The following is a 16,471-nucleotide window of genomic DNA, read 5'->3' as shown; positions in this document are numbered from 1 at the left end:
CCAGGCGCTCGACCATGGAGAGGCCATCCTAGGCGCGCTTTGAGCAGGATCAAACGCCCGGGGTCAGGCGGTCAAAGGCCCGCTCCAGTCGACGACATGGGCGAGTCGCTCTGGCCGCCCACTCGGTGTCGTTGTTCCCGGTGTCGGGGCCTTGGGCGTTCCGACGGCGAGGAAGCCGACCAGCCGGCTCGGCGCCAGGAAGCCCAGCGCCGCGTTCACCTTCGGGTCGTAGGTATTGGCGCCCGTCACCCACATGCCGCCGTAGCCCAGCATGTGGATGGCGTTCAGCATGTTCATCGCCGCGGCGCCGGCCGACAGCATCTGCTCGATCTCGGGAATGGCATGGCCGGCCCGGATCTGGGCGCCGATGCCGATCAGCAGGGGAGTCTGGAGCGGCCAGGCGCGGATGCGATCGATCTGCGCCTGCGGCGCCTGGCGGTCGCGCGCCGCTGCTGCGAGGCAGTCGCTGAAGGCCGCGCGGGCCTCGCCGCGGATCAGCACGAAGCGCCACGGCCGCAGCCGGCCGTGATCGGGCGCGCGCAGGCCGGCGTCGAGGATCAGGTCGAGATCGGCGCCCCGAGGCGCCGGATCCTCGAGCGTGCTGGTGGATTGGCGGGAGAGAAGCGGGTCGAGCGGGTGCGGGGAGGTGTGCATCGGGTGAGGATGCCAAAGATGCGAATAATTGTCATTTGCATAGTTGCAAGTTCAGCAGGATATGATAGGGTATTTCCTGTAGAATGCCCTTTGTTGCGCCCGCCCTCGCGATCTTGAGGAGCGGGCGTTTTCGTCGGGGGCGGGTCGCCTACGGCGAGAACGGTTTTGGACAACGCCGCGATTCGGACCTCGTGCCGGCACGCGACGGCGCTGTACCGGAGAGACCGGGCAAGTGGTTGAGACGGCGTGCGAATCGCGGCCTCGTGGCACACGCAGCGGCACAGCTGCCGTCTGGCAGCGGGACACTTCGTGTGCCGCTGCCTGGTCGATCACTGCGGCTCGATCTTGGCGATCTTGACGTACTCGGCCCACTTGGCGCGCTCGTCGCGGTCCTGCTGGGCGCACTGTTCCAGGGTGAGCGGCCGGGAGGTGAGCGCGAACTCGTTGGCCAGCCGGTTCTTGATGTCGGGCGAGGAGAGCGCCTCGTTGATCAGCGCGTTCAGCCGCTCCTGCACCGGCTTGGGCGTGGCCTTCGGGACAGCGATGGCCAGGAACCCGGTGGTGGTGAAGCCGGGGAAGGTTTCGCTGAGCGTCGGCAGGTCGGGATAGAGCGGGCTGCGCGCCGGCAGGGTGAGGGCGAGCGGCCGCGCCTTGTTGGCCACGACCTGGCCGCGTCCGGCGGTGAGGTCGACGAACATGAACTGGATGGCACCGGCGTAGAGGTCGTTCCAGGCATTGCCGATCGCCTTGTAGGCGACGCCCTGCCACGTGACGCCGGCGCGCGCCGCCAGCACCTCGGCCGGCACCTGCGAGCTTGCGTTGAAATAGCCGAAGTTGAGCTTGCCGGGGCGGGCCTTGGCGTCGGCCAGCAGGTCGGCCAGCGTCTTGTAGGGGCTCTCCGCCGGCACCACGAGGAAGGCGCCACTCGAGCCGATGATGCCGACGACCTGGAAGTCCTTCTCCGGGTCGTAGCCCGGGTTCTTGTACATGTGGACGTTGGCGGCGTTGGTCGAGGTGGTGGCCAGCATCAGCGTGTAGCCGTCGGGCGGCGCGGTCTTGACCGCGAGCGCGCCCACGATGCCGTTGGCGCCCGGCTTGTTCTCGACCACGAAGGGCTGGCCGGTCTTGTCTTCTATGTACTTGCCGACCAGGCGCGCGGTGATGTCGCCCGAACCGCCCGGCGCGAAGGGCACGATGATGCGGATGGCCTTGGTCGGAAAAGTTTCGGTCTGCGCAGCAGCAGGTAACGCGGCGAGGAGGGGCAGGGCGAAAAGACTGCGGCGAGACAGCGACATGCGGAATGTGTTCATGGGAGTGAAGTCTAGCGCATACCCGGCGCATGGACAGTGCGCTGCCTGCAGCCCTACCTTGCAGTCATGGCAACATCAGGCAGGCCGCCGCTCGACGGCATTCGCGTCATCGATTTCTCCCGCGTGATCGCGGGGCCCATGTGCACCCAGATGCTCTCCGACATGGGCGCCGAGGTGATCAAGATCGAGAACCCCGACGGCGGTGACGACACGCGCAAGGGCGCCGGCCCGCGTGCCGGCGGCGAGCAGGGCGAGAGCCATTTCTTCATGACCTACAACAGGGGCAAGAAGAGCGTGGCGCTGGACTTCACCAAGCCCGACGGCCAGGCGATCGTGCACAGGCTGCTCGAAAAGGCCGACGTGATGCTGGAGAATTTCCGGCCGGGCGTGCTCAAGAAGTACGGCCTCGACTATGCCAGCCTGTCGAAGAAGTACCCGAAACTGATCTATCTCTCGATCTCGGCCTACGGCCAGACCGGGCCCTTGTCGGACCGGCCGGGCTACGATCCGGTGCTGCAGGCCGAGTCGGGCATGATGAGCGTGAACGGCGAGGCCAACGGCGAGGGGCTGCGCCACGCCATCGCCATCGTCGACACCATGACGGCGATCCATTCGGTGGCGGCGATCAATGCCGCGCTCTACGCCCGGCGCGACACCGGCAAGGGCCAGCAGATCGACCTCGCGCTCTACGACACGGCGCTGGTTTCGCTCGGCAACCTCGGCTCGTACTACCTGATCGGTGGCGACCAACCCAAGCGGGCCGGCAACGGCCATTTCGCCTCGGCGCCCAACAGCTCCTTCGATACGTCGAACGGCAAGATCTACATGGCGGTGGCCAACCAGAAGCTGTTCGTCGACACCTGCAAGGCGATGGGCCATCCGGAATGGGCGACCGATCCGCGCTTTTCGACGATCGCCCAGCGCGTGGCCAACAAGCCCGAGCTGACGCGCCTGATGGAGGAGGTGCTCAGGACCGACACCAAGGAGAACTGGACGCAGAAGCTCCGCCACCTGCCGGCCGGGCCGATCCGCACCATGAAGGAGGCGCTCGACGAACCCGAGGTGAAGCGCCGCGGCATGCTCAAGAATTATAGGCACACCAGGGTCGGCGACGTGCCGCTGATCGGCTCGAACTACAAGTTCTCCGACACGCCGGTCGACGACACGCGGCCGCCGCCGTCGCTGGGCGAGCACACCGACCGGGTGCTGCGCGAGATCGCCGGCGTGAGCGATGCCGATCTGGCGGCGCTGCGCGGCAGGAAGATCATCGGCTGAGCTTATCTCTTGAGCCAGGTGCTCAGGATCAGGTTCGTCTCTTCGGGCTTCTCCATCGTGATCAGATGGCCGCACTGCTCGATGATGACGAGCGCCGCGGCCGGGATGGCCTTGACCATCTCCTCCGCGAGAAACAGCGGCGTCGCCGCGTCGTCGCGGCCGCACACCACGATGGTCGGGCATTTGATCTTCGGCAGGTCGGGCCGCCGGTCGGCGCGAACCGCCGCCAGCTCCTCCTGGCGCTTGTAAATCTCGACGCCGATCTCGCCGCACATCGCCATCACCTCGTCGACCAGCTTCTTGTCGGGCAGTCGGTAGGCCGGGATGAAGCGCGACATCTGCAGGCCGAGGACCAGCTCGAAGTGGCCCTCCTCGGCGAGGCGGATGCGGGCGCGACGGACGGCACGCTCGGCCTCGTTCTGGCTGCGCATGCCGGTGTCGAGCAGCGCCAGCTTGGTCACGCGGTCGGCGGCGATCTGCATGATCTCGACGGCCAGCATGCCGCCCAGCGACAGGCCGGCCAGCGCGAACTTGCCGGGTGGCATCTGGTCGACGATCCAGCGTGCGGCGCTCTCCCAATTGTCCCAGATCGACAGCGGCGCGCGGCGCCAGTCGGGCACGACGATCTCGGCCAGGTCGGCCAGCGCCGCGGCCTGCGGGGCGAACAGGCGCGGCGAGCACAGCAGGCCCGGGATGAGCAGCAGATTTGTCTTGGCCATCGAATCCTCCCCGGGCGAGCGTAGCGCAGGCCCTTGGGCTGCGGTACCAATAGAGAGCCATGGCCGCCGCTGCCTCCGTCCGCGACATCCGCCTCGACCTGTTTCGTGGGCTCGCGCTGTGGTTCATCTTCCTCGACCACATCCCGACCAACATCGTGAGCTGGCTGACCGTGCGCAACTACGGCTTCAGCGACGCCACCGAGATCTTCGTCTTCATCTCGGGCTACACCGCCGTGATCGCCTACAGCCGCATGATGGCGCGCGACGGCTGGACCCGAGCCGCAGCCCGCATTTACCGCCGCGTCTGGCAGCTCTACGTCGCCCACATCCTTCTGTTCGTGGCCTTCTCCGCCCAGATCGCCTTCGTCTCGATTGCGCGCGACACGCCGGCGCTGATCGAGGAGATGCAGCTTCTCGGCCTCGGCGAGAATCCCTACCGGGCCATCCTCGAGGCGGCGCTGCTCAAGTTCCGCCCGGTCAATCTCGACGTGCTGCCGCTCTACATCGTTCTGCTGGCGGCGTTCCCGCTGGTCCTGCCCGTGGTCGTGCGCTGGCCGCTCGCCGTGATCGCCGCTTCGCTCGTCCTCTATGCCGTGACCTGCCGCTACAACTGGAGCCTGCCGGCCTATCCCGACGAAAAGGTCTGGTACTTCAATCCGATGGCCTGGCAGGTCGTCTTCCATGTCGGTGCGGCCTGCGCCGTGCTGGGCCCCGGGCTCGCTTGGCTGGACCGCTTCCGCCTGCCCCTGACGGTGCTTGCCGCGGCCTTCCTGGTCTTTTCGGCCTTCATCGCGCTCTCCTGGCAGTACAATCCGATGGAGCGGCTGATCCCGGCCTGGGTCTCCCGCCAGATCTACCCGATCGACAAGACCAACATCGATATCCTGAGATTCCTGCATTTCCTGGCCATCGCCTGGCTGGTCCGGCTGCTGGTGCCGATCGACGCACCCTTCCTGAAGTGGCCGGTCTGGCAGCCACTTCGCAGGTGCGGGGAGGCCTCGTTGCTCATATTCTGTATCGGTACCTTCCTGGCCCTGTCGGGTCAGGTGATTGTCGGCCAACACGAAGATTCGATTTTGTCGCAGATTGTCGTGAGCATCGCGGGCATCGCGATCATGTCCTCGGCGGCCTATGTCGCAGCCTGGTTCAAAGCCGGCGAGACGGCGGGCGCGCCGCGTGCTGCCAAGGCCGCCAGATGAGAGGTCTCTTTCTCTGGCTGGCGGCGGTGGCGACACTCCTGGTGCCGGCGACGGCATCGCCGCAGTCGATGGCCGCCTGCCGTGCCAAGCCCGAGCTGCTGAAAATCGGCTCGACGCTGCCGGTCGCCCGCAAGGCGATGGCCGAGCGCAAGCACCTCCGCATCATCGCGCTCGGTTCCTCGACGACCGCGGGCTACGGCGTGTCCAATCCGGCCTACGCCTATCCCATGCAGCTCCGCATCGGCCTCGAGAAGGCGTTACCGGGCATCGAAATCGAAGTGATCAACCGCGGCATCGGCGGGCAGGATGTCGAGGAGATGGCGGCCCGCATGCGCGCGGAAATGATGTCCCATCCGCCGGCACTGGTGATCTGGCAGACCGGGACGAATGCAGCGATGCGCCACATGCCGCTCGACCTGTTCGAACAGCGGCTGCGCGACGGTATCAAGCTCGGCCAGTCGCTCGGCGCCGACTTCGTGCTGATGACACTGCAGTATGCGCCGGCGGTCGTGGCACTGCCGGACGAGGAAGTGTACGAGCGCATCATGGCGAGGGTGGCGACGGAAGTCGGTGCCGGCCTGTTCCGCCGCTATGACATCATGCGGGGCTGGTACGACGACGGCATGCCCTACGCGCAATTCGTGCAGCTCGACGGGCTGCACCTTAACGATTTTGGCCAGAAGTGCATCGGCAGGCTCCTGACCCGGTCGATCCTGGGTGCGCTGACTGGTCCCTAGCCCAGCTGGAGTCCGTCATGCCCCGCCGTTTCGTCGACCTCTCGATCTATCTCGAAAACGACGTGATCTCCGATCCGGTGCCGTTCGGCCCGAAGATCCAGTATCACAAGCACGAGAACACGGCGGCCCAGATCGCGAGCTTCTTCCCGGGGTTGAAGAAGGAAGACCTGCCTGACGGCGAGGGCTGGGCGGTCGAGAACGTCAACCTCTCGACGCACAACGGCACGCATCTCGACGCGCCCTATCACTTCCATTCGACGATGAACAAGGGCGAGCGCGCCATCACCATCGACGAGGTGCCGCTCGACTGGTGCTTCCAGCCCGGCGTGAAGCTCGACTTCCGGGCCATGGAGGACGGCCATGTCATCACGGCCAAGGAAGTCGACGCCGAATTGAAGCGCATCGGCCACGTGCTGAAGCCGCTGGAGATCGTCGTGGTCAATACACGCGCGGGCTCGCGCTATGGCAACAGCGACTATGTGAATTCCGGCTGCGGCATGGGCTACGACGCCACCATGTACCTGCTCGAGCGCGGCATTCGTCTGACCGGCACCGACGCCTGGAGCTGGGACGCGCCCTTCTATTTCACCGCCCAGAAATGGGCGAAGGACCATGACCCGTCGATCATCTGGGAAGGCCACAAGGCCGGCCGCGATATCGGCTACTGCCATCTCGAGAAGCTGCACAATCTCGAAGCCCTGCCGGGCGACGGCTTCACCATCTCGTGCTTCCCGCACAAGATCCGCGGCGCCTCGGCCGGCTGGACAAGGGCGGTGGCGATCTTCGAGGAATAGCGGCTAAAGCGACGCCGGGCGGCGCGCGAAGACAAGCGCCAGGCCGAGACTTGCAATGCCGAGACCGGCGCCCTGCCGTAGCCGCCGGAGCAGCGACGGCCTGGCGACTGCCATCGAGCGTGCCCGCGACGCCAGGAGGGCGACCACGACATCGACCGCGGTATTGAGGGCCACCGAAACCAGTCCGAGCAGCAGGAACTGCAGCCATACCGGGCCGGCGGCGGGATCCACGAACTGCGGCAGGAAGGCCAGGAAGAACGCCGCGGTCTTGGGATTGAGCGCCTCGACGACGATGCCCTCGCGGAAAGCGCGCCTCGCACCGGTCGGTTCGGCGCGCATGTCGACGGCGATCCGAGCCTCCCGTCGCGCTTCGCGTATCGTCTTGAGGCCAAGCCAGACGAGGTAGACCGCACCGGCGATCTTCAGAAATGTGAAAGCCTCGGCGCTGGCCAGCACGAGCGCCGAGACGCCGATCGCGCCTGCGGCGACGTGGACGAGCCCGCCCAGCCCGGTGCCGAAGCTCGAGGCCAGCCCTTCATCGCGGCCACCGGCCAGCGTACGTGCGGCGACGTAGAAGATGCCCGGCCCCGGCGACAAGGCGATGATGAGCGCCGCGAGGAAGAACAGAGCGATGCTGGTGAAATCCATCGGCTAGGCGAGCGGATCCGGCTCGCCCGGCGGCAGCGGCATCTCGAAGACGTTGAGGGTCATCGACACCAGCATGTAGTAGCCGCAGACGCCGACCAGATCGACCACCCCCTGTTCGCCGAAGGCGTCGATGGCGCGCTTGTAGTTGGGCGTCGCCACCCGGTTGGTGTCGAGATATTCGGTGACGAAGTCGTAGACGATCCTCTCGACGTCGCGCGTGAAGGGCGGCGTGGCGCGGGTACGCACGGCTTCGATGATGGCGGGCGCCAGCCCCGCCTCCTTGGCCAGCCGTGCGTGGGCATAGAACTCGAACTGCGCCTTGAAATGGCGGCCGACCAGGCAGATCGCGAGCTCGGCGAGGTCCTTGGGCAGCGACGTGTTGAAGCGGCAGTACTCGCCCAGCTTCTGGGCGCGGTCGGCCAGCTCCGGACGACGCAGCCACGGATCGAACGGTCCGCGCAGCCCGCCACGCGGCCCCGCCACGATGGCATCGGCCACCTTCTTCTGTTCGGGGGTGAGCTTGTCGAGGTCGAGCGGAACCAGACGCGGCATGAAGGACGACTCCTGAAGGGCGGAAAGAAGGGACTAGAGCGGGCAGCCGGCGTCGCCGACGCGGTTCTTGTCGGCATTGTCGAAGATGTTGTTGATCATCATTTCGCCGGCGCGCTGGGAAATGTCGGACTGGGTCGTGCAGGACGCGGTGGCGCTCCATAACACCTTGCCGGTGTCGACATTATAGAGCGTGAGCGAGATGCGCAGCGTCGGGCCGGCTGTCGAGGGCGTGCGGCCGGTGTTGCGGCCGATCGGATTGGCCGGCACGGCGAGGTAGGGGTTGGAGCCGGTCTCGGCATAGGCCGGCTGCTCGCCGAGCACGCCGTAGTTCTGTCTGCTGCCGCCCAGCAGGTCGAAGTAGCTCACGTCCATGCGCATGACGTTGCCACCGCTGAAGCCGACCTCGTTGCCGCGCTGCGACAGGCGGACCATCACCTGCCGGCGCAACTCGCGTCCCAGCCGCGTGTCGGAGCTGAGCTGAACGGCGGTCTTGGTCTTGGGAATCGGCTGCCAGGCCTTGATCTCCAGCTCGCCGAGCTTGGGTCCGCCACCGACGCTGCCGTAGTTCTGTGCCGATGCCGGCGCCGTATGCGTGAGCGCCCATGCGGCGATGAGAGCGACTGCGATCCTCATTGTTTCCTCCTAGGCCGTCAGCTTCTGCCAGCCGGGCTGGTCCCGGTCGAGCAGGCGCTTCAGCGACTCGAAATGCAGGAAGGCCTGCTGCGCCTCGCCTGCGATCTGCCTGGCCGTATGCTCGGCCATCGCCTCGTCGATGTTGAGCAGCGGGCGGCCGGTCTGCATCGCCAGCACCTGTACCATGGCCGCGCGCTCGAGATAGTAGAGGTCGTCGTAGGCTTGGGCGACGGTCGGCCCCGAGACGATCACGCCGTGGTTGCGCAGGAACAGGATGTCCTTGTCGCCCATGGCGCGGCACATGCGCTCGCCCTCGTCGTTCGAGAGCGCGACGCCGCCATACTTGTCGTCGTAGGCGACGCGGCCCCAGTAGCGGAACGCGTTCTGCGTGCACATCTCGATCTTGCCGTCCTCGATCGAAGTCAGCGCCGTGGCGTAGGGCATGTGGGTGTGCAGCACGACCTTGGCGCGCGGATTGCCGCCGTGGATGCGGGCATGGATGTAGAATGCCGTCGGCTCGACCGGATACTTGCCCTCGACGATATTGCCGTCGCCGTCGGCCATGACGATGTCGGACGGCGTGATCTCCGACCAGTGCAGCCCCTGCGGATTGACCAGGAACAGCTCCTCGCGGCCAGGCACGGTCATGCTGAAATGGTTGCAGACGCCCTCGTTCAGGCCGTGGCGCGCAGCGGCCCGCAGCGCCGTTGTCAGGTCGATTCGCGCCTGCGTGACAGGGTCGTTGGCCAGCATCGATGAGGCTCCGTTCGCAAGGTCCGTTGCGGCCCGGATGATGCGGCTTCGCACACGCCCGGCCAAGGGAAATTGCGCACGGAAGATCGCGCCGGCCGGCCGCTCAGGCCGGTGCGGGGAGGACGCCTTCGACCGACGAAATCTCGCGCACCAGCTTGGTTCGCACGGCGCGGCCGAACTGGTCGAAGTTGTCGGCCACGATCATGAAGGAGCCGGGCCCGCCGATCACGTTTTCCTCGTAGTACCTGTCGAGCGTGAGGTCCGGCGGCCGGCCGAAGTTGGTGCGATTCATCATCACCGGCAGGCCGTTGATGACGATGCCCTGCGCGACCAGCCGGTCGCGCACGATTTCGGCCGGCGGTCCGTCGTTGGTGCGGCCGTCACCCGAGACGTCGATGACACGCCGCTTGGATGTGAAGCCTGAGTTCTCGAACCGCTGGCCGGCGTGGAGGAGGGCGGCGCCGACGGCGGTCCAGCTCTGCGACGAGCGGGGTGCCTCGGCGAGCTTGTCGGCGAACCGGCGCGCCCCCGCGGCGCTGTCGATCACCGACCAGTCGATGACCACCGTCTGGTAGTGCGTGCCGGCCCACTCGGTGTAGCAAAGCGCGATGCGCCGATGCTCGCCGGACAGGATCGCGTCGATGATGCGGTCGTTGGTCAGCGCCTCGACGTATCCGCGCCGCTGGAGTTCGGCCTCGACTTCGTCGATCGACCGCGACACGTCGACGGCGAGCACGAGTTGAAGATCGACCGGTGTCTCGGCTTTGGCAGCCGTCGCCGCGGCCATCGCCGCCAAGGAGCCTACAAGCGCCGACCGTCGCTTCATGCCCGCCTCCTGCCGAAGGCATCAAGCATAGCACCGCTGTGGCGGGCCCAAAGAAAAACGCCGGAGGAAACCCCCCGGCGTTCGCATCGATCGCTGCTTGCGTTGCTTGCGGTCTACTGCCTGCGTCTATTGGTCGTCGTCGAAGCCGCGCTTGCGCGGTTCGTAGTCGCGCTCGCGGCGCTTGTCCGGGCCGGGGGCATCGCGCCGGCGCACCGGCTTGGCGACTTCACCGCTCGGGGGCTCAAATCCGCCGGAAGGCGGTGCGCCGGAGAAATCGGCGCGTCGGTCGCGCATCGGGCCGCCGTCGCTCGGGCCCGAAGGCGCGCCGCGGTAACCGCCGCCGCCGCCAGCACCGCCGCCGCCATATCCACCACCACCGCCGCCGCCGCGATAGCCACCGCCACCGCCACCGCCGCCATAACCACCGCCGCCGCCATCACGGCCGCCGCCACCGCCGCCGTAGGGCGGACGCGGGCCGCGCGGACGGAAGCCGCCGCCATCGCGGCCGCCACCCCCACCGCCGCCGCCAAATCCACCGCCGCCGCCGCCACCGGGCTGGCGTTCGACGGCTTCGCGGACCGCGATCGAGCGGCCATCGAGCAACGCGCCGTTCATGGCCTGCATGGCCGCGGCGCCTTGATCGTCGGTTTCCATTTCGAGGAACGCGAAGCCGCGGCTGCGGCCGGTCTCGCGATCCGCGATCACTTTCGATGAGCTGACGGTCCCGAATTGGGAGAACGCTTCACCCAGACGCTCGGACGTGACCGAGTAGGGCAGATTGCCCACAAACAATTTGCGACTCATTCAAGGCTCTGTGCTGGAGGAAGGATTGAGCGGAGTCCGGCGCGCGCTTGCTGGACCACTGTGTCCAAGCGTTTCGTTGACCTTTGACGGATGACCAAGAATCTCACGGAAGTCGTTGACCGGTATCGCGCTCCGCGACTGTGCCGAGACTCGTGATGATGCTCGTCGGCCAGTGTCGCAATGCCGCACTTATGCGCTGATTCACCGGCTGAGTCCACCGCTCGCACCAAGGGTTGAGATCGCACCGGGCAAGCCACACAATCGTAACCGAAAAGGGAGAGCGCCATGATCGTCGATCATCGAACTTACGAACTGCAGCCGGGCAGGTTGCGCGAGTTTCTCGCGCTCTACGAAAAGGAAGGTCTTCCCGTCCAGATGAAGCATCTCGGCAATCTTGTCGGATATTTCACCACCGAGGTCGGCAATGTGAACGAGATCGTGCACATCTGGGGCTACGCCGATCTCGCCGACCGCACCAAGCGCCGCGCCGCGATGGCTGCGGACCCGGCGTGGCAGGCCTATTTGCAGAAGAGCCGAGAATATATGAAGCACATGAATAACAAGATATTGGTGCCGACGGCCTTCTCACCCACGAAGTAAGGGAAAAATCATGGCGACCGCCCATCCGCGCCGCAGTGGCGCGCAGGTTCTGATCGATCAATTGCGCATTCACGGGACCGAAACGATCTTCGGCGTGCCCGGCGAGAGTTATCTCGCGGCGCTGGATGCGCTTTATGCCCAGCGCAATTCCATCCGCTACGTGATCTGCCGCCAGGAGGGCGGTGCGTCCTACATGGCCGAGGCCTACGGCAAGCTCACCGGCAAGCCCGGCATCTGTTTCGTCACCCGCGGTCCGGGCGCCACCAATGCTGCGGTCGGAATGCATACCGGCTTCCAGGATTCGACGCCCATGATCCTGCTGATCGGGCAGGTGGCGCGCGAAACCACGGACCGCGAGGCGTTCCAGGAGATCGATTACCGCCGCATGTACGGCCAGATGGCCAAATGGGTGACCCAGATCGAGGACGCCCGGCGCATCCCCGAACTCCTGAGCCAGGCCTTTCACACCGCGCTCAACGGCCGGCCCGGGCCGGTCGTGGTGGTCCTGCCGGAAGACATGCTGACCGACGAAGTCGAGGTGGCGGATGCCGGCCCCTACCGGATCGCCCGCGGTGCGCCGGCCGCCGCCGACATGGCGACGCTGCGCGAGCTTCTCGCGGCGTCCAAACAGCCGCTTCTCATCCTGGGCGGTGGCGGCTGGAGTGCCGAGGCCTGCGTCGACATCCGGGCGTTCGCCGAAGCCAACCACCTGCCGGTCACCACGGCGTTCCGCAACCAGGACCTGATCGACAACCGCCACGCCAACTTCGTCGGCGATCTCGGATTGGGCGTCAATCCGCCGCTCGGCAAGCGCATCAAGGAAAGCGATCTCATCATCGCCGTCGGCCCGCGGCTGGGCGAGGCGACGACCGGCGGCTACACCATGTTCGACCTGCCGGTGCCGGCGCAGAAGATGGTGCATGTTCACGCCAGCGCCGAGGAACTCGGCCGCGTCTACCAGGCAACGCTGCCGATCAACAGCGGCATGGCCCAGTTCGCGGCATCGGCCAAGGCGATGAAGCCTGTCGATGCCTCGGCATGGAAGGACAAGGTCGCCGTGGCGCGTGCCGACTACCTGAAGAACATCGAGCCCGTGCCGCAGCCGGGCTCGGCCGACCTCGCCGCCATCGTCGGCTGGCTGAACACGCGCCTGCCCGACGACGTGATCGTCACCAACGGCGCCGGCAACTATGCCGGCTTCGTCCATCGCTTCTTCCAGTATCGCGGCTTCCGTACCCAGCTCGCGCCGACCAACGGCTCGATGGGCTATGGCGTGCCGTCGGCGGTGGCGGCCAAGATCGCCGCCCCCGGCCGCATGGTCGTCTCGTTCTCGGGTGACGGCTGCTTCCTGATGAACGGCCAGGAGTTCTCGACGGCGGTGCAGCACGGCGCCAACATCGTGTTCATCGTCGTCGACAACGGCATGTACGGCACGATCCGCATGCACCAGGAGCGAGACTATCCGACCCGCGTGCACGGCACCGAGCTCAAGAACCCCGACTTCGCCGCCTACGCCCGCGCCTTCAACGGCCACGGCGAGACGGTCGAGAAGACCGCGGATTTCGCCGCCGCGTTCGAGCGCTGCGTCGCCATCGGCAAGCCGTCGATCATTCACATCAAGACCGATGCCGAGGCGATCACCTCGCGCATCACGCTCAGCAAGCTGCGCGAGCAGTCGTTGGCCAGGCAGAAGCACTAGCTTTGCTGCCGTGTTCCTCTCCCCCTCCCAAGGGGGGGAGAGGAATGCATTGCTTGAAGGCACTTGCCTAGACCGGTCCTCACCGCTATAGAGACGGTCCGTGGAGATTTGAGCCGACCGGCTTGCGACCACGTTAAACATCGCTAAAAGGTCGGAGGTGCTCGCAAAAGCCCCCGTCCTTCCAGGTCGGGGGCTTTTTCGTTGCGCGCCATTCCCCGAGGGGAGAGCGCGGACGAGGGGAGAGTGAGATGGACGGATCGATTCCAAGGAAGAAGACGCAGGCGGACACCAAGAGCTGGCGGCCGCAGACGCGGGCCGTGCGCGGCGGCCAGCTGCGCAGCAACTTCGACGAGACCTCGGAGGCGTTGTTCCTGACCTCGGGCTACGCCTATGCGAGCGCCGAGGAGGCCGAGGCCACCTTCAAGGGCGAGAGCAGCCACTACCAGTATTCGCGCTTCGGCAATCCCACCGTCACCATGTTCGAGAACCGGCTGGCCGCGCTCGAAGGGGCCGAGGCCTGTCGCGCCACCTCGACCGGCATGTCGGCGGTGTTCTTCTCCCTGCTGGCCCTGCTCAAGTCCGGCGACCGCATCGTGGCGGCGCGCCAGCTCTTCGGTTCCTGCCACTACATCGTGGCCGAGTTGCTGCCGAAGTACGGCATCCAGGGTGAATTCGTCGACGGCGGCGATCTTGCCCAGTGGGAGAAGGCGCTCAGCAAGCCGACCCAGGCGGTGCTGTTCGAATCGCCGTCCAACCCGATGCTCGACATCGTCGACATCAAGGCGGTGTGCGACCTCGCCCACAAGGCCGGCGCCAAGGTCGTGCTCGACAATGCCTTTGCGACGCCGATGCTGCAGCGGCCGCTCGAGTGGGGCGCCGACATCGTGGTCCATTCCGCCACCAAGTATATCGACGGCCAGGGCCGCACCCTGGGCGGCGCCGTGCTGGGCTCCAAGGAGTTCATCCTGGAAAAGCTGCAGCCGATCATCCGCAACACCGGCCCGTCGCTCAGTCCGTTCAACGCCTGGGTGCTGGTGAAGGGCCTGGAGACGCTGGGTCTGCGCGTCGACCGCCACTGCGCCAACGCCCGGCGCGTCGCCGACGCGCTGGCCGGCCATCCCGCGATCTCGCGCGTGCTCTATCCCGGCCGGCCCGACCATCCGCAGCACAAGCTCGCGGCCAAGCAGATGTCGGACTTCGGCGGCGTCGTCACCTTCGACCTCAAGGCCGGCAAGTGGGCGGCGTTCGAGACGCTGAACCGCCTGCAGCTGGTCGACATCTCGAACAACCTGGGCGATGCCAAGAGCCTGGTCACCCATCCGGCGACCACGACCCACATGCGCATCGGCGCCGAGGAGCGCGCCAGGCTCGGCATCAACGACGGCACCGTCCGCATCTCGGTCGGTCTCGAGGATGCCGAGGACATCATCGCCGACCTGGTGCAGGCACTCGGCGGCTGAGGCATCCGCGCCCTCATGTTCCTCTCCCCCGTTAGGGGGAGAGGCTAGGTGAGGGGGGCGTGAGGCGCTCTGCGTAACCCCCTCACCAAAGGGCGAAGGTTACTTCGCCCGGGTCCTCTCCCCCCTAGCGGGGGAGAGGAGAATGAAAGCAATGACCGGCATGTCCCTCGCCAAGAACTTGTGGGAAGCCAACGCCGCTTCGGCGGAACGCATCCTGGCGCACGGCTTCGTGAGCGGGCTGGGCGACGGGTCGCTGCCGGTCGACTGCTTCAAGGGCTACGTGGCGCAGGACGCCTACTTCCTCGAAGCCTTCGCGCGCGCCTACGCGTTCTGTCTGGCCCACAGCACCACGCGCGCGGACCTGAACGACTTCGCCGACCTGATCGCGGGCGTGCGCGCCGAGCTCGAGCTGCACAAGGCCTATGCCGAACGCTGGCAGGTCGACTTGACCGCGGTGAGGCCGGTCGCGGCGACCACGGCCTATGTCGATTTCCTGCTGGGGATCGCGCGGCGCGGCGACCTCGGCGCCACGATCGCCGCCATGACGCCCTGCATGCGGCTCTATGCGTTCCTCGGCCGCTCGCTGGCGGCCCGCGGTGCAGCGTCGCTCTATGCCGAATGGGTGACGACCTATGCCGATCCCGGTTTCGAGGCGCTGGCGGCAAGGTTGGAGGCGCTGCTCGACAGGCACGCCACGGACAGCGCGACGGTGCGCGCCAATTACGCGCGCGCGCTGGAGCTCGAATACGGTTTCTTCGACGCCAACTTTTAGAGCGCGGCGAGCTTTTCCATCGAGCGATCGAGGGCGCCGTGCAGGTCGGCGGTGAGCTTGGTGCCCATGGCCGCGCGCACTTCCTGCTCGGCGTCGGCCCAGAGCGGCAGGGCGCGCTTGAACAGCGCCCGGCCGGCCGTGGTCGCGACCAGCTCGTGTCGGCGGCGGTCGCCTGTGGCGCTGCGCTCGATGATGCCCGACGACAGAAGCGGCCGCAGGTTGCGGGTGAGCGTCGTGCGGTCGGTGCTGAGCATTTCGGAAAGTTCGGTGATGCTCACCGGACCGCGTGCCGCGACGAAGCCCAGCAGCGAGAATTGCGAGATTTTCAGGCCCGTGGGCGCCAGATGCCGGCTGTAGATCTGCGTCACACGCCGGGCAGCACCGCGCACGCGAAAGCAGGTGCACTCGGCGGGCGACAGGCGGAGCGGGGCGGGAGCGGACATGCCGGCAACATTATCGTGGTCGCTTGCCGGGGCAAAGGCTCAATGTGTATATGCACGTAAATAGATCGAGGAGACGACGATGGCCGCAGATACTGGGACCGCAGATGCCGGATTTGGCGTGGTGCCGCTGGAACAGGCCCGCACCATGGACGGGCTCACCCTGTTCAAGGGCCTGCTGGAGGGCCGCTTCCCGGCGCCGCCGATCTCGCGGATGCTGGGCATGAAACTCAGCGAGATCGAGTTCGGCCGCGTCGTGTTCGCCTACACGCCGGTCTTCGACCACTACAATCCGCTCGGCAGCGTGCATGGCGGCATCGCCGCGACCCTGCTCGACTCGGTGATGGGCTGCTGCATCCACACCACGCTCAAGGCCGGCATCGGCTACACCACGGTCGAGATCAAGGTGAACTACGTCCGCGCCATGACCGACAAGACCGGCCCGGTCCGGGCCGAGGGCAAGGTCATCAACGTCGGCTCGCGCATCGCCACGTCGGAGGGCCGGCTGGTCGACGCCTCGGGCAAATTGCTGGCGCACGGCACGACGACCTGCCTGATCTTCCCGATTTAGCCTGGCGAATTACCGAGTTTGACCT

Annotated in this window: 19 protein-coding genes and 1 riboswitch; of the genes, 9 read left to right on the top strand and 10 right to left on the bottom strand. The window is 66.6% G+C overall.

Going from position 1 to position 16,471, the window contains the following annotated elements:
* Nucleotides 1-63: 63 nt before the first annotated feature.
* Both EPO55_RS23250 and EPO55_RS23245 read right to left on the bottom strand, forming a co-directional pair.
* Entirely contained in the window at nucleotides 64-654 is a 591-nt protein-coding gene (locus tag EPO55_RS23250) for a nitroreductase (RefSeq protein WP_296339769.1), read from the bottom strand.
* A 329-nt stretch (nucleotides 655-983) separates the two neighbouring features.
* Nucleotides 984-1,949, bottom strand: coding sequence for a tripartite tricarboxylate transporter substrate binding protein (locus EPO55_RS23245; RefSeq protein WP_296339768.1), 966 nt, complete (start codon nucleotides 1,947-1,949; stop codon nucleotides 984-986).
* Nucleotides 1,950-2,030: 81 nt separating this feature from the next.
* Between EPO55_RS23245 and EPO55_RS23240 the strand changes: the two genes are divergently transcribed.
* The gene (locus EPO55_RS23240) at nucleotides 2,031-3,239 is read left to right on the top strand and encodes a CoA transferase (protein WP_296339767.1); all 1,209 of its coding nucleotides are present in this window, start codon (nucleotides 2,031-2,033) and stop codon (nucleotides 3,237-3,239) included.
* Nucleotides 3,240-3,241: 2 nt separating this feature from the next.
* On the opposite strand, the gene EPO55_RS23235 is transcribed toward EPO55_RS23240, so the two are convergent.
* Nucleotides 3,242-3,958 carry an alpha/beta hydrolase gene (locus EPO55_RS23235; protein WP_296339766.1) on the bottom strand — a complete coding sequence of 239 codons (717 nt, stop codon included), beginning with the start codon at nucleotides 3,956-3,958 and terminating at the stop codon, nucleotides 3,242-3,244.
* 59 nt (nucleotides 3,959-4,017) lie between these two features.
* Between EPO55_RS23235 and EPO55_RS23230 the strand changes: the two genes are divergently transcribed.
* The 3 genes from EPO55_RS23230 to EPO55_RS23220 are packed head-to-tail and all read left to right on the top strand — an operon-like array spanning nucleotide 4,018 to nucleotide 6,688.
* Nucleotides 4,018-5,157 (top strand): OpgC domain-containing protein, encoded by a 1,140-nt coding sequence (locus EPO55_RS23230; protein WP_296339765.1) that lies wholly within the window; start codon nucleotides 4,018-4,020, stop codon nucleotides 5,155-5,157.
* The gene (locus EPO55_RS23225) at nucleotides 5,154-5,894 is read left to right on the top strand and encodes an SGNH/GDSL hydrolase family protein (RefSeq protein WP_296339764.1); all 741 of its coding nucleotides are present in this window, start codon (nucleotides 5,154-5,156) and stop codon (nucleotides 5,892-5,894) included. The genes EPO55_RS23230 and EPO55_RS23225 overlap by 4 nt, the downstream gene beginning before the upstream one ends.
* Nucleotides 5,895-5,911: 17 nt before the next feature.
* Nucleotides 5,912-6,688: a cyclase family protein gene (locus EPO55_RS23220; protein WP_296339763.1), complete on the top strand. Its 777-nt coding sequence runs from the start codon at nucleotides 5,912-5,914 to the stop codon at nucleotides 6,686-6,688.
* Nucleotides 6,689-6,691: 3 nt separating this feature from the next.
* On the opposite strand, the gene EPO55_RS23215 is transcribed toward EPO55_RS23220, so the two are convergent.
* The 6 genes from EPO55_RS23215 to EPO55_RS23190 all read right to left on the bottom strand — a co-directional run bounded on the left by EPO55_RS23215 (nucleotide 6,692) and on the right by EPO55_RS23190 (nucleotide 10,904).
* Nucleotides 6,692-7,336, bottom strand: a complete 645-nt coding sequence (locus EPO55_RS23215; protein ID WP_296339762.1) for a LysE family translocator — start codon at nucleotides 7,334-7,336, stop codon at nucleotides 6,692-6,694.
* Nucleotides 7,337-7,339: 3 nt separating this feature from the next.
* Nucleotides 7,340-7,888 (bottom strand): carboxymuconolactone decarboxylase family protein, encoded by a 549-nt coding sequence (locus tag EPO55_RS23210; protein ID WP_296339760.1) that lies wholly within the window; start codon nucleotides 7,886-7,888, stop codon nucleotides 7,340-7,342.
* Nucleotides 7,889-7,921: 33 nt separating this feature from the next.
* Nucleotides 7,922-8,521, bottom strand: a complete 600-nt coding sequence (locus EPO55_RS23205) for a hypothetical protein (RefSeq protein ID WP_296339758.1) — start codon at nucleotides 8,519-8,521, stop codon at nucleotides 7,922-7,924.
* A 9-nt stretch (nucleotides 8,522-8,530) separates the two neighbouring features.
* Nucleotides 8,531-9,274 (bottom strand): aldolase, encoded by a 744-nt coding sequence (locus tag EPO55_RS23200; RefSeq protein WP_296339757.1) that lies wholly within the window; start codon nucleotides 9,272-9,274, stop codon nucleotides 8,531-8,533.
* Nucleotides 9,275-9,377: 103 nt separating this feature from the next.
* Nucleotides 9,378-10,100 (bottom strand): DUF1194 domain-containing protein, encoded by a 723-nt coding sequence (locus EPO55_RS23195; protein WP_296339756.1) that lies wholly within the window; start codon nucleotides 10,098-10,100, stop codon nucleotides 9,378-9,380.
* Nucleotides 10,101-10,226: 126 nt separating this feature from the next.
* Nucleotides 10,227-10,904, bottom strand: coding sequence for an RNA-binding protein (locus EPO55_RS23190; protein ID WP_296339754.1), 678 nt, complete (start codon nucleotides 10,902-10,904; stop codon nucleotides 10,227-10,229).
* Between the two features lie 285 nt (nucleotides 10,905-11,189).
* Here EPO55_RS23190 and EPO55_RS23185 point away from each other — a divergent pair, with 285 nt between their 5' ends.
* The 4 genes from EPO55_RS23185 to EPO55_RS23170 all read left to right on the top strand — a co-directional run bounded on the left by EPO55_RS23185 (nucleotide 11,190) and on the right by EPO55_RS23170 (nucleotide 15,435).
* Complete coding sequence (locus tag EPO55_RS23185) at nucleotides 11,190-11,504, top strand: NIPSNAP family protein (protein WP_296339753.1); 315 nt, start codon at nucleotides 11,190-11,192, stop codon at nucleotides 11,502-11,504.
* Nucleotides 11,505-11,514: 10 nt separating this feature from the next.
* Nucleotides 11,515-13,203 carry a thiamine pyrophosphate-binding protein gene (locus tag EPO55_RS23180; RefSeq protein WP_296339751.1) on the top strand — a complete coding sequence of 563 codons (1,689 nt, stop codon included), beginning with the start codon at nucleotides 11,515-11,517 and terminating at the stop codon, nucleotides 13,201-13,203.
* 90 nt (nucleotides 13,204-13,293) lie between these two features.
* A riboswitch (SAM riboswitch) is annotated at nucleotides 13,294-13,370 on the top strand.
* Nucleotides 13,371-13,451: 81 nt separating this feature from the next.
* Nucleotides 13,452-14,663, top strand: coding sequence for an O-succinylhomoserine sulfhydrylase (locus EPO55_RS23175; RefSeq protein WP_296339750.1), 1,212 nt, complete (start codon nucleotides 13,452-13,454; stop codon nucleotides 14,661-14,663).
* A 142-nt stretch (nucleotides 14,664-14,805) separates the two neighbouring features.
* The gene (locus EPO55_RS23170) at nucleotides 14,806-15,435 is read left to right on the top strand and encodes a TenA family protein (RefSeq protein WP_296339749.1); all 630 of its coding nucleotides are present in this window, start codon (nucleotides 14,806-14,808) and stop codon (nucleotides 15,433-15,435) included.
* On the opposite strand, the gene EPO55_RS23165 is transcribed toward EPO55_RS23170, so the two are convergent.
* Nucleotides 15,432-15,878 carry a MarR family winged helix-turn-helix transcriptional regulator gene (locus EPO55_RS23165; RefSeq protein ID WP_296339748.1) on the bottom strand — a complete coding sequence of 149 codons (447 nt, stop codon included), beginning with the start codon at nucleotides 15,876-15,878 and terminating at the stop codon, nucleotides 15,432-15,434. The genes EPO55_RS23170 and EPO55_RS23165 overlap by 4 nt on opposite strands.
* A 79-nt stretch (nucleotides 15,879-15,957) precedes the next feature.
* On the opposite strand from EPO55_RS23165, the gene EPO55_RS23160 reads away from it, so the two are divergent.
* Complete coding sequence (locus EPO55_RS23160) at nucleotides 15,958-16,446, top strand: PaaI family thioesterase (protein ID WP_296339746.1); 489 nt, start codon at nucleotides 15,958-15,960, stop codon at nucleotides 16,444-16,446.
* Nucleotides 16,447-16,471 lie beyond the last annotated feature (25 nt).

This window comes from Reyranella sp. (assembly GCF_004296935.1).
Classification (GTDB): Bacteria; Pseudomonadota; Alphaproteobacteria; order Reyranellales; family Reyranellaceae; genus Reyranella.
Note: the sequence above shows the minus strand (reverse complement) of the source record. Positions and strands in the feature narration are given on the sequence as shown.

Coding starts and splice junctions, on each gene's coding strand:
- EPO55_RS23250 (WP_296339769.1), bottom strand. CDS start 654: ATGCACACCTCCCCGCACCCGCTCGACCCGCTTCTCTCCCGCCAATCC.
- EPO55_RS23190 (WP_296339754.1), bottom strand. CDS start 10,904: ATGAGTCGCAAATTGTTTGTGGGCAATCTGCCCTACTCGGTCACGTCC.
- EPO55_RS23230 (WP_296339765.1), top strand. CDS start 4,018: ATGGCCGCCGCTGCCTCCGTCCGCGACATCCGCCTCGACCTGTTTCGT.
- EPO55_RS23195 (WP_296339756.1), bottom strand. CDS start 10,100: ATGAAGCGACGGTCGGCGCTTGTAGGCTCCTTGGCGGCGATGGCCGCG.
- EPO55_RS23200 (WP_296339757.1), bottom strand. CDS start 9,274: ATGCTGGCCAACGACCCTGTCACGCAGGCGCGAATCGACCTGACAACG.
- EPO55_RS23205 (WP_296339758.1), bottom strand. CDS start 8,521: ATGAGGATCGCAGTCGCTCTCATCGCCGCATGGGCGCTCACGCATACG.
- EPO55_RS23170 (WP_296339749.1), top strand. CDS start 14,806: ATGAAAGCAATGACCGGCATGTCCCTCGCCAAGAACTTGTGGGAAGCC.
- EPO55_RS23185 (WP_296339753.1), top strand. CDS start 11,190: ATGATCGTCGATCATCGAACTTACGAACTGCAGCCGGGCAGGTTGCGC.
- EPO55_RS23215 (WP_296339762.1), bottom strand. CDS start 7,336: ATGGATTTCACCAGCATCGCTCTGTTCTTCCTCGCGGCGCTCATCATC.
- EPO55_RS23245 (WP_296339768.1), bottom strand. CDS start 1,949: ATGTCGCTGTCTCGCCGCAGTCTTTTCGCCCTGCCCCTCCTCGCCGCG.
- EPO55_RS23225 (WP_296339764.1), top strand. CDS start 5,154: ATGAGAGGTCTCTTTCTCTGGCTGGCGGCGGTGGCGACACTCCTGGTG.
- EPO55_RS23220 (WP_296339763.1), top strand. CDS start 5,912: ATGCCCCGCCGTTTCGTCGACCTCTCGATCTATCTCGAAAACGACGTG.
- EPO55_RS23240 (WP_296339767.1), top strand. CDS start 2,031: ATGGCAACATCAGGCAGGCCGCCGCTCGACGGCATTCGCGTCATCGAT.
- EPO55_RS23160 (WP_296339746.1), top strand. CDS start 15,958: ATGGCCGCAGATACTGGGACCGCAGATGCCGGATTTGGCGTGGTGCCG.
- EPO55_RS23165 (WP_296339748.1), bottom strand. CDS start 15,878: ATGTCCGCTCCCGCCCCGCTCCGCCTGTCGCCCGCCGAGTGCACCTGC.
- EPO55_RS23235 (WP_296339766.1), bottom strand. CDS start 3,958: ATGGCCAAGACAAATCTGCTGCTCATCCCGGGCCTGCTGTGCTCGCCG.
- EPO55_RS23175 (WP_296339750.1), top strand. CDS start 13,452: ATGGACGGATCGATTCCAAGGAAGAAGACGCAGGCGGACACCAAGAGC.
- EPO55_RS23210 (WP_296339760.1), bottom strand. CDS start 7,888: ATGCCGCGTCTGGTTCCGCTCGACCTCGACAAGCTCACCCCCGAACAG.
- EPO55_RS23180 (WP_296339751.1), top strand. CDS start 11,515: ATGGCGACCGCCCATCCGCGCCGCAGTGGCGCGCAGGTTCTGATCGAT.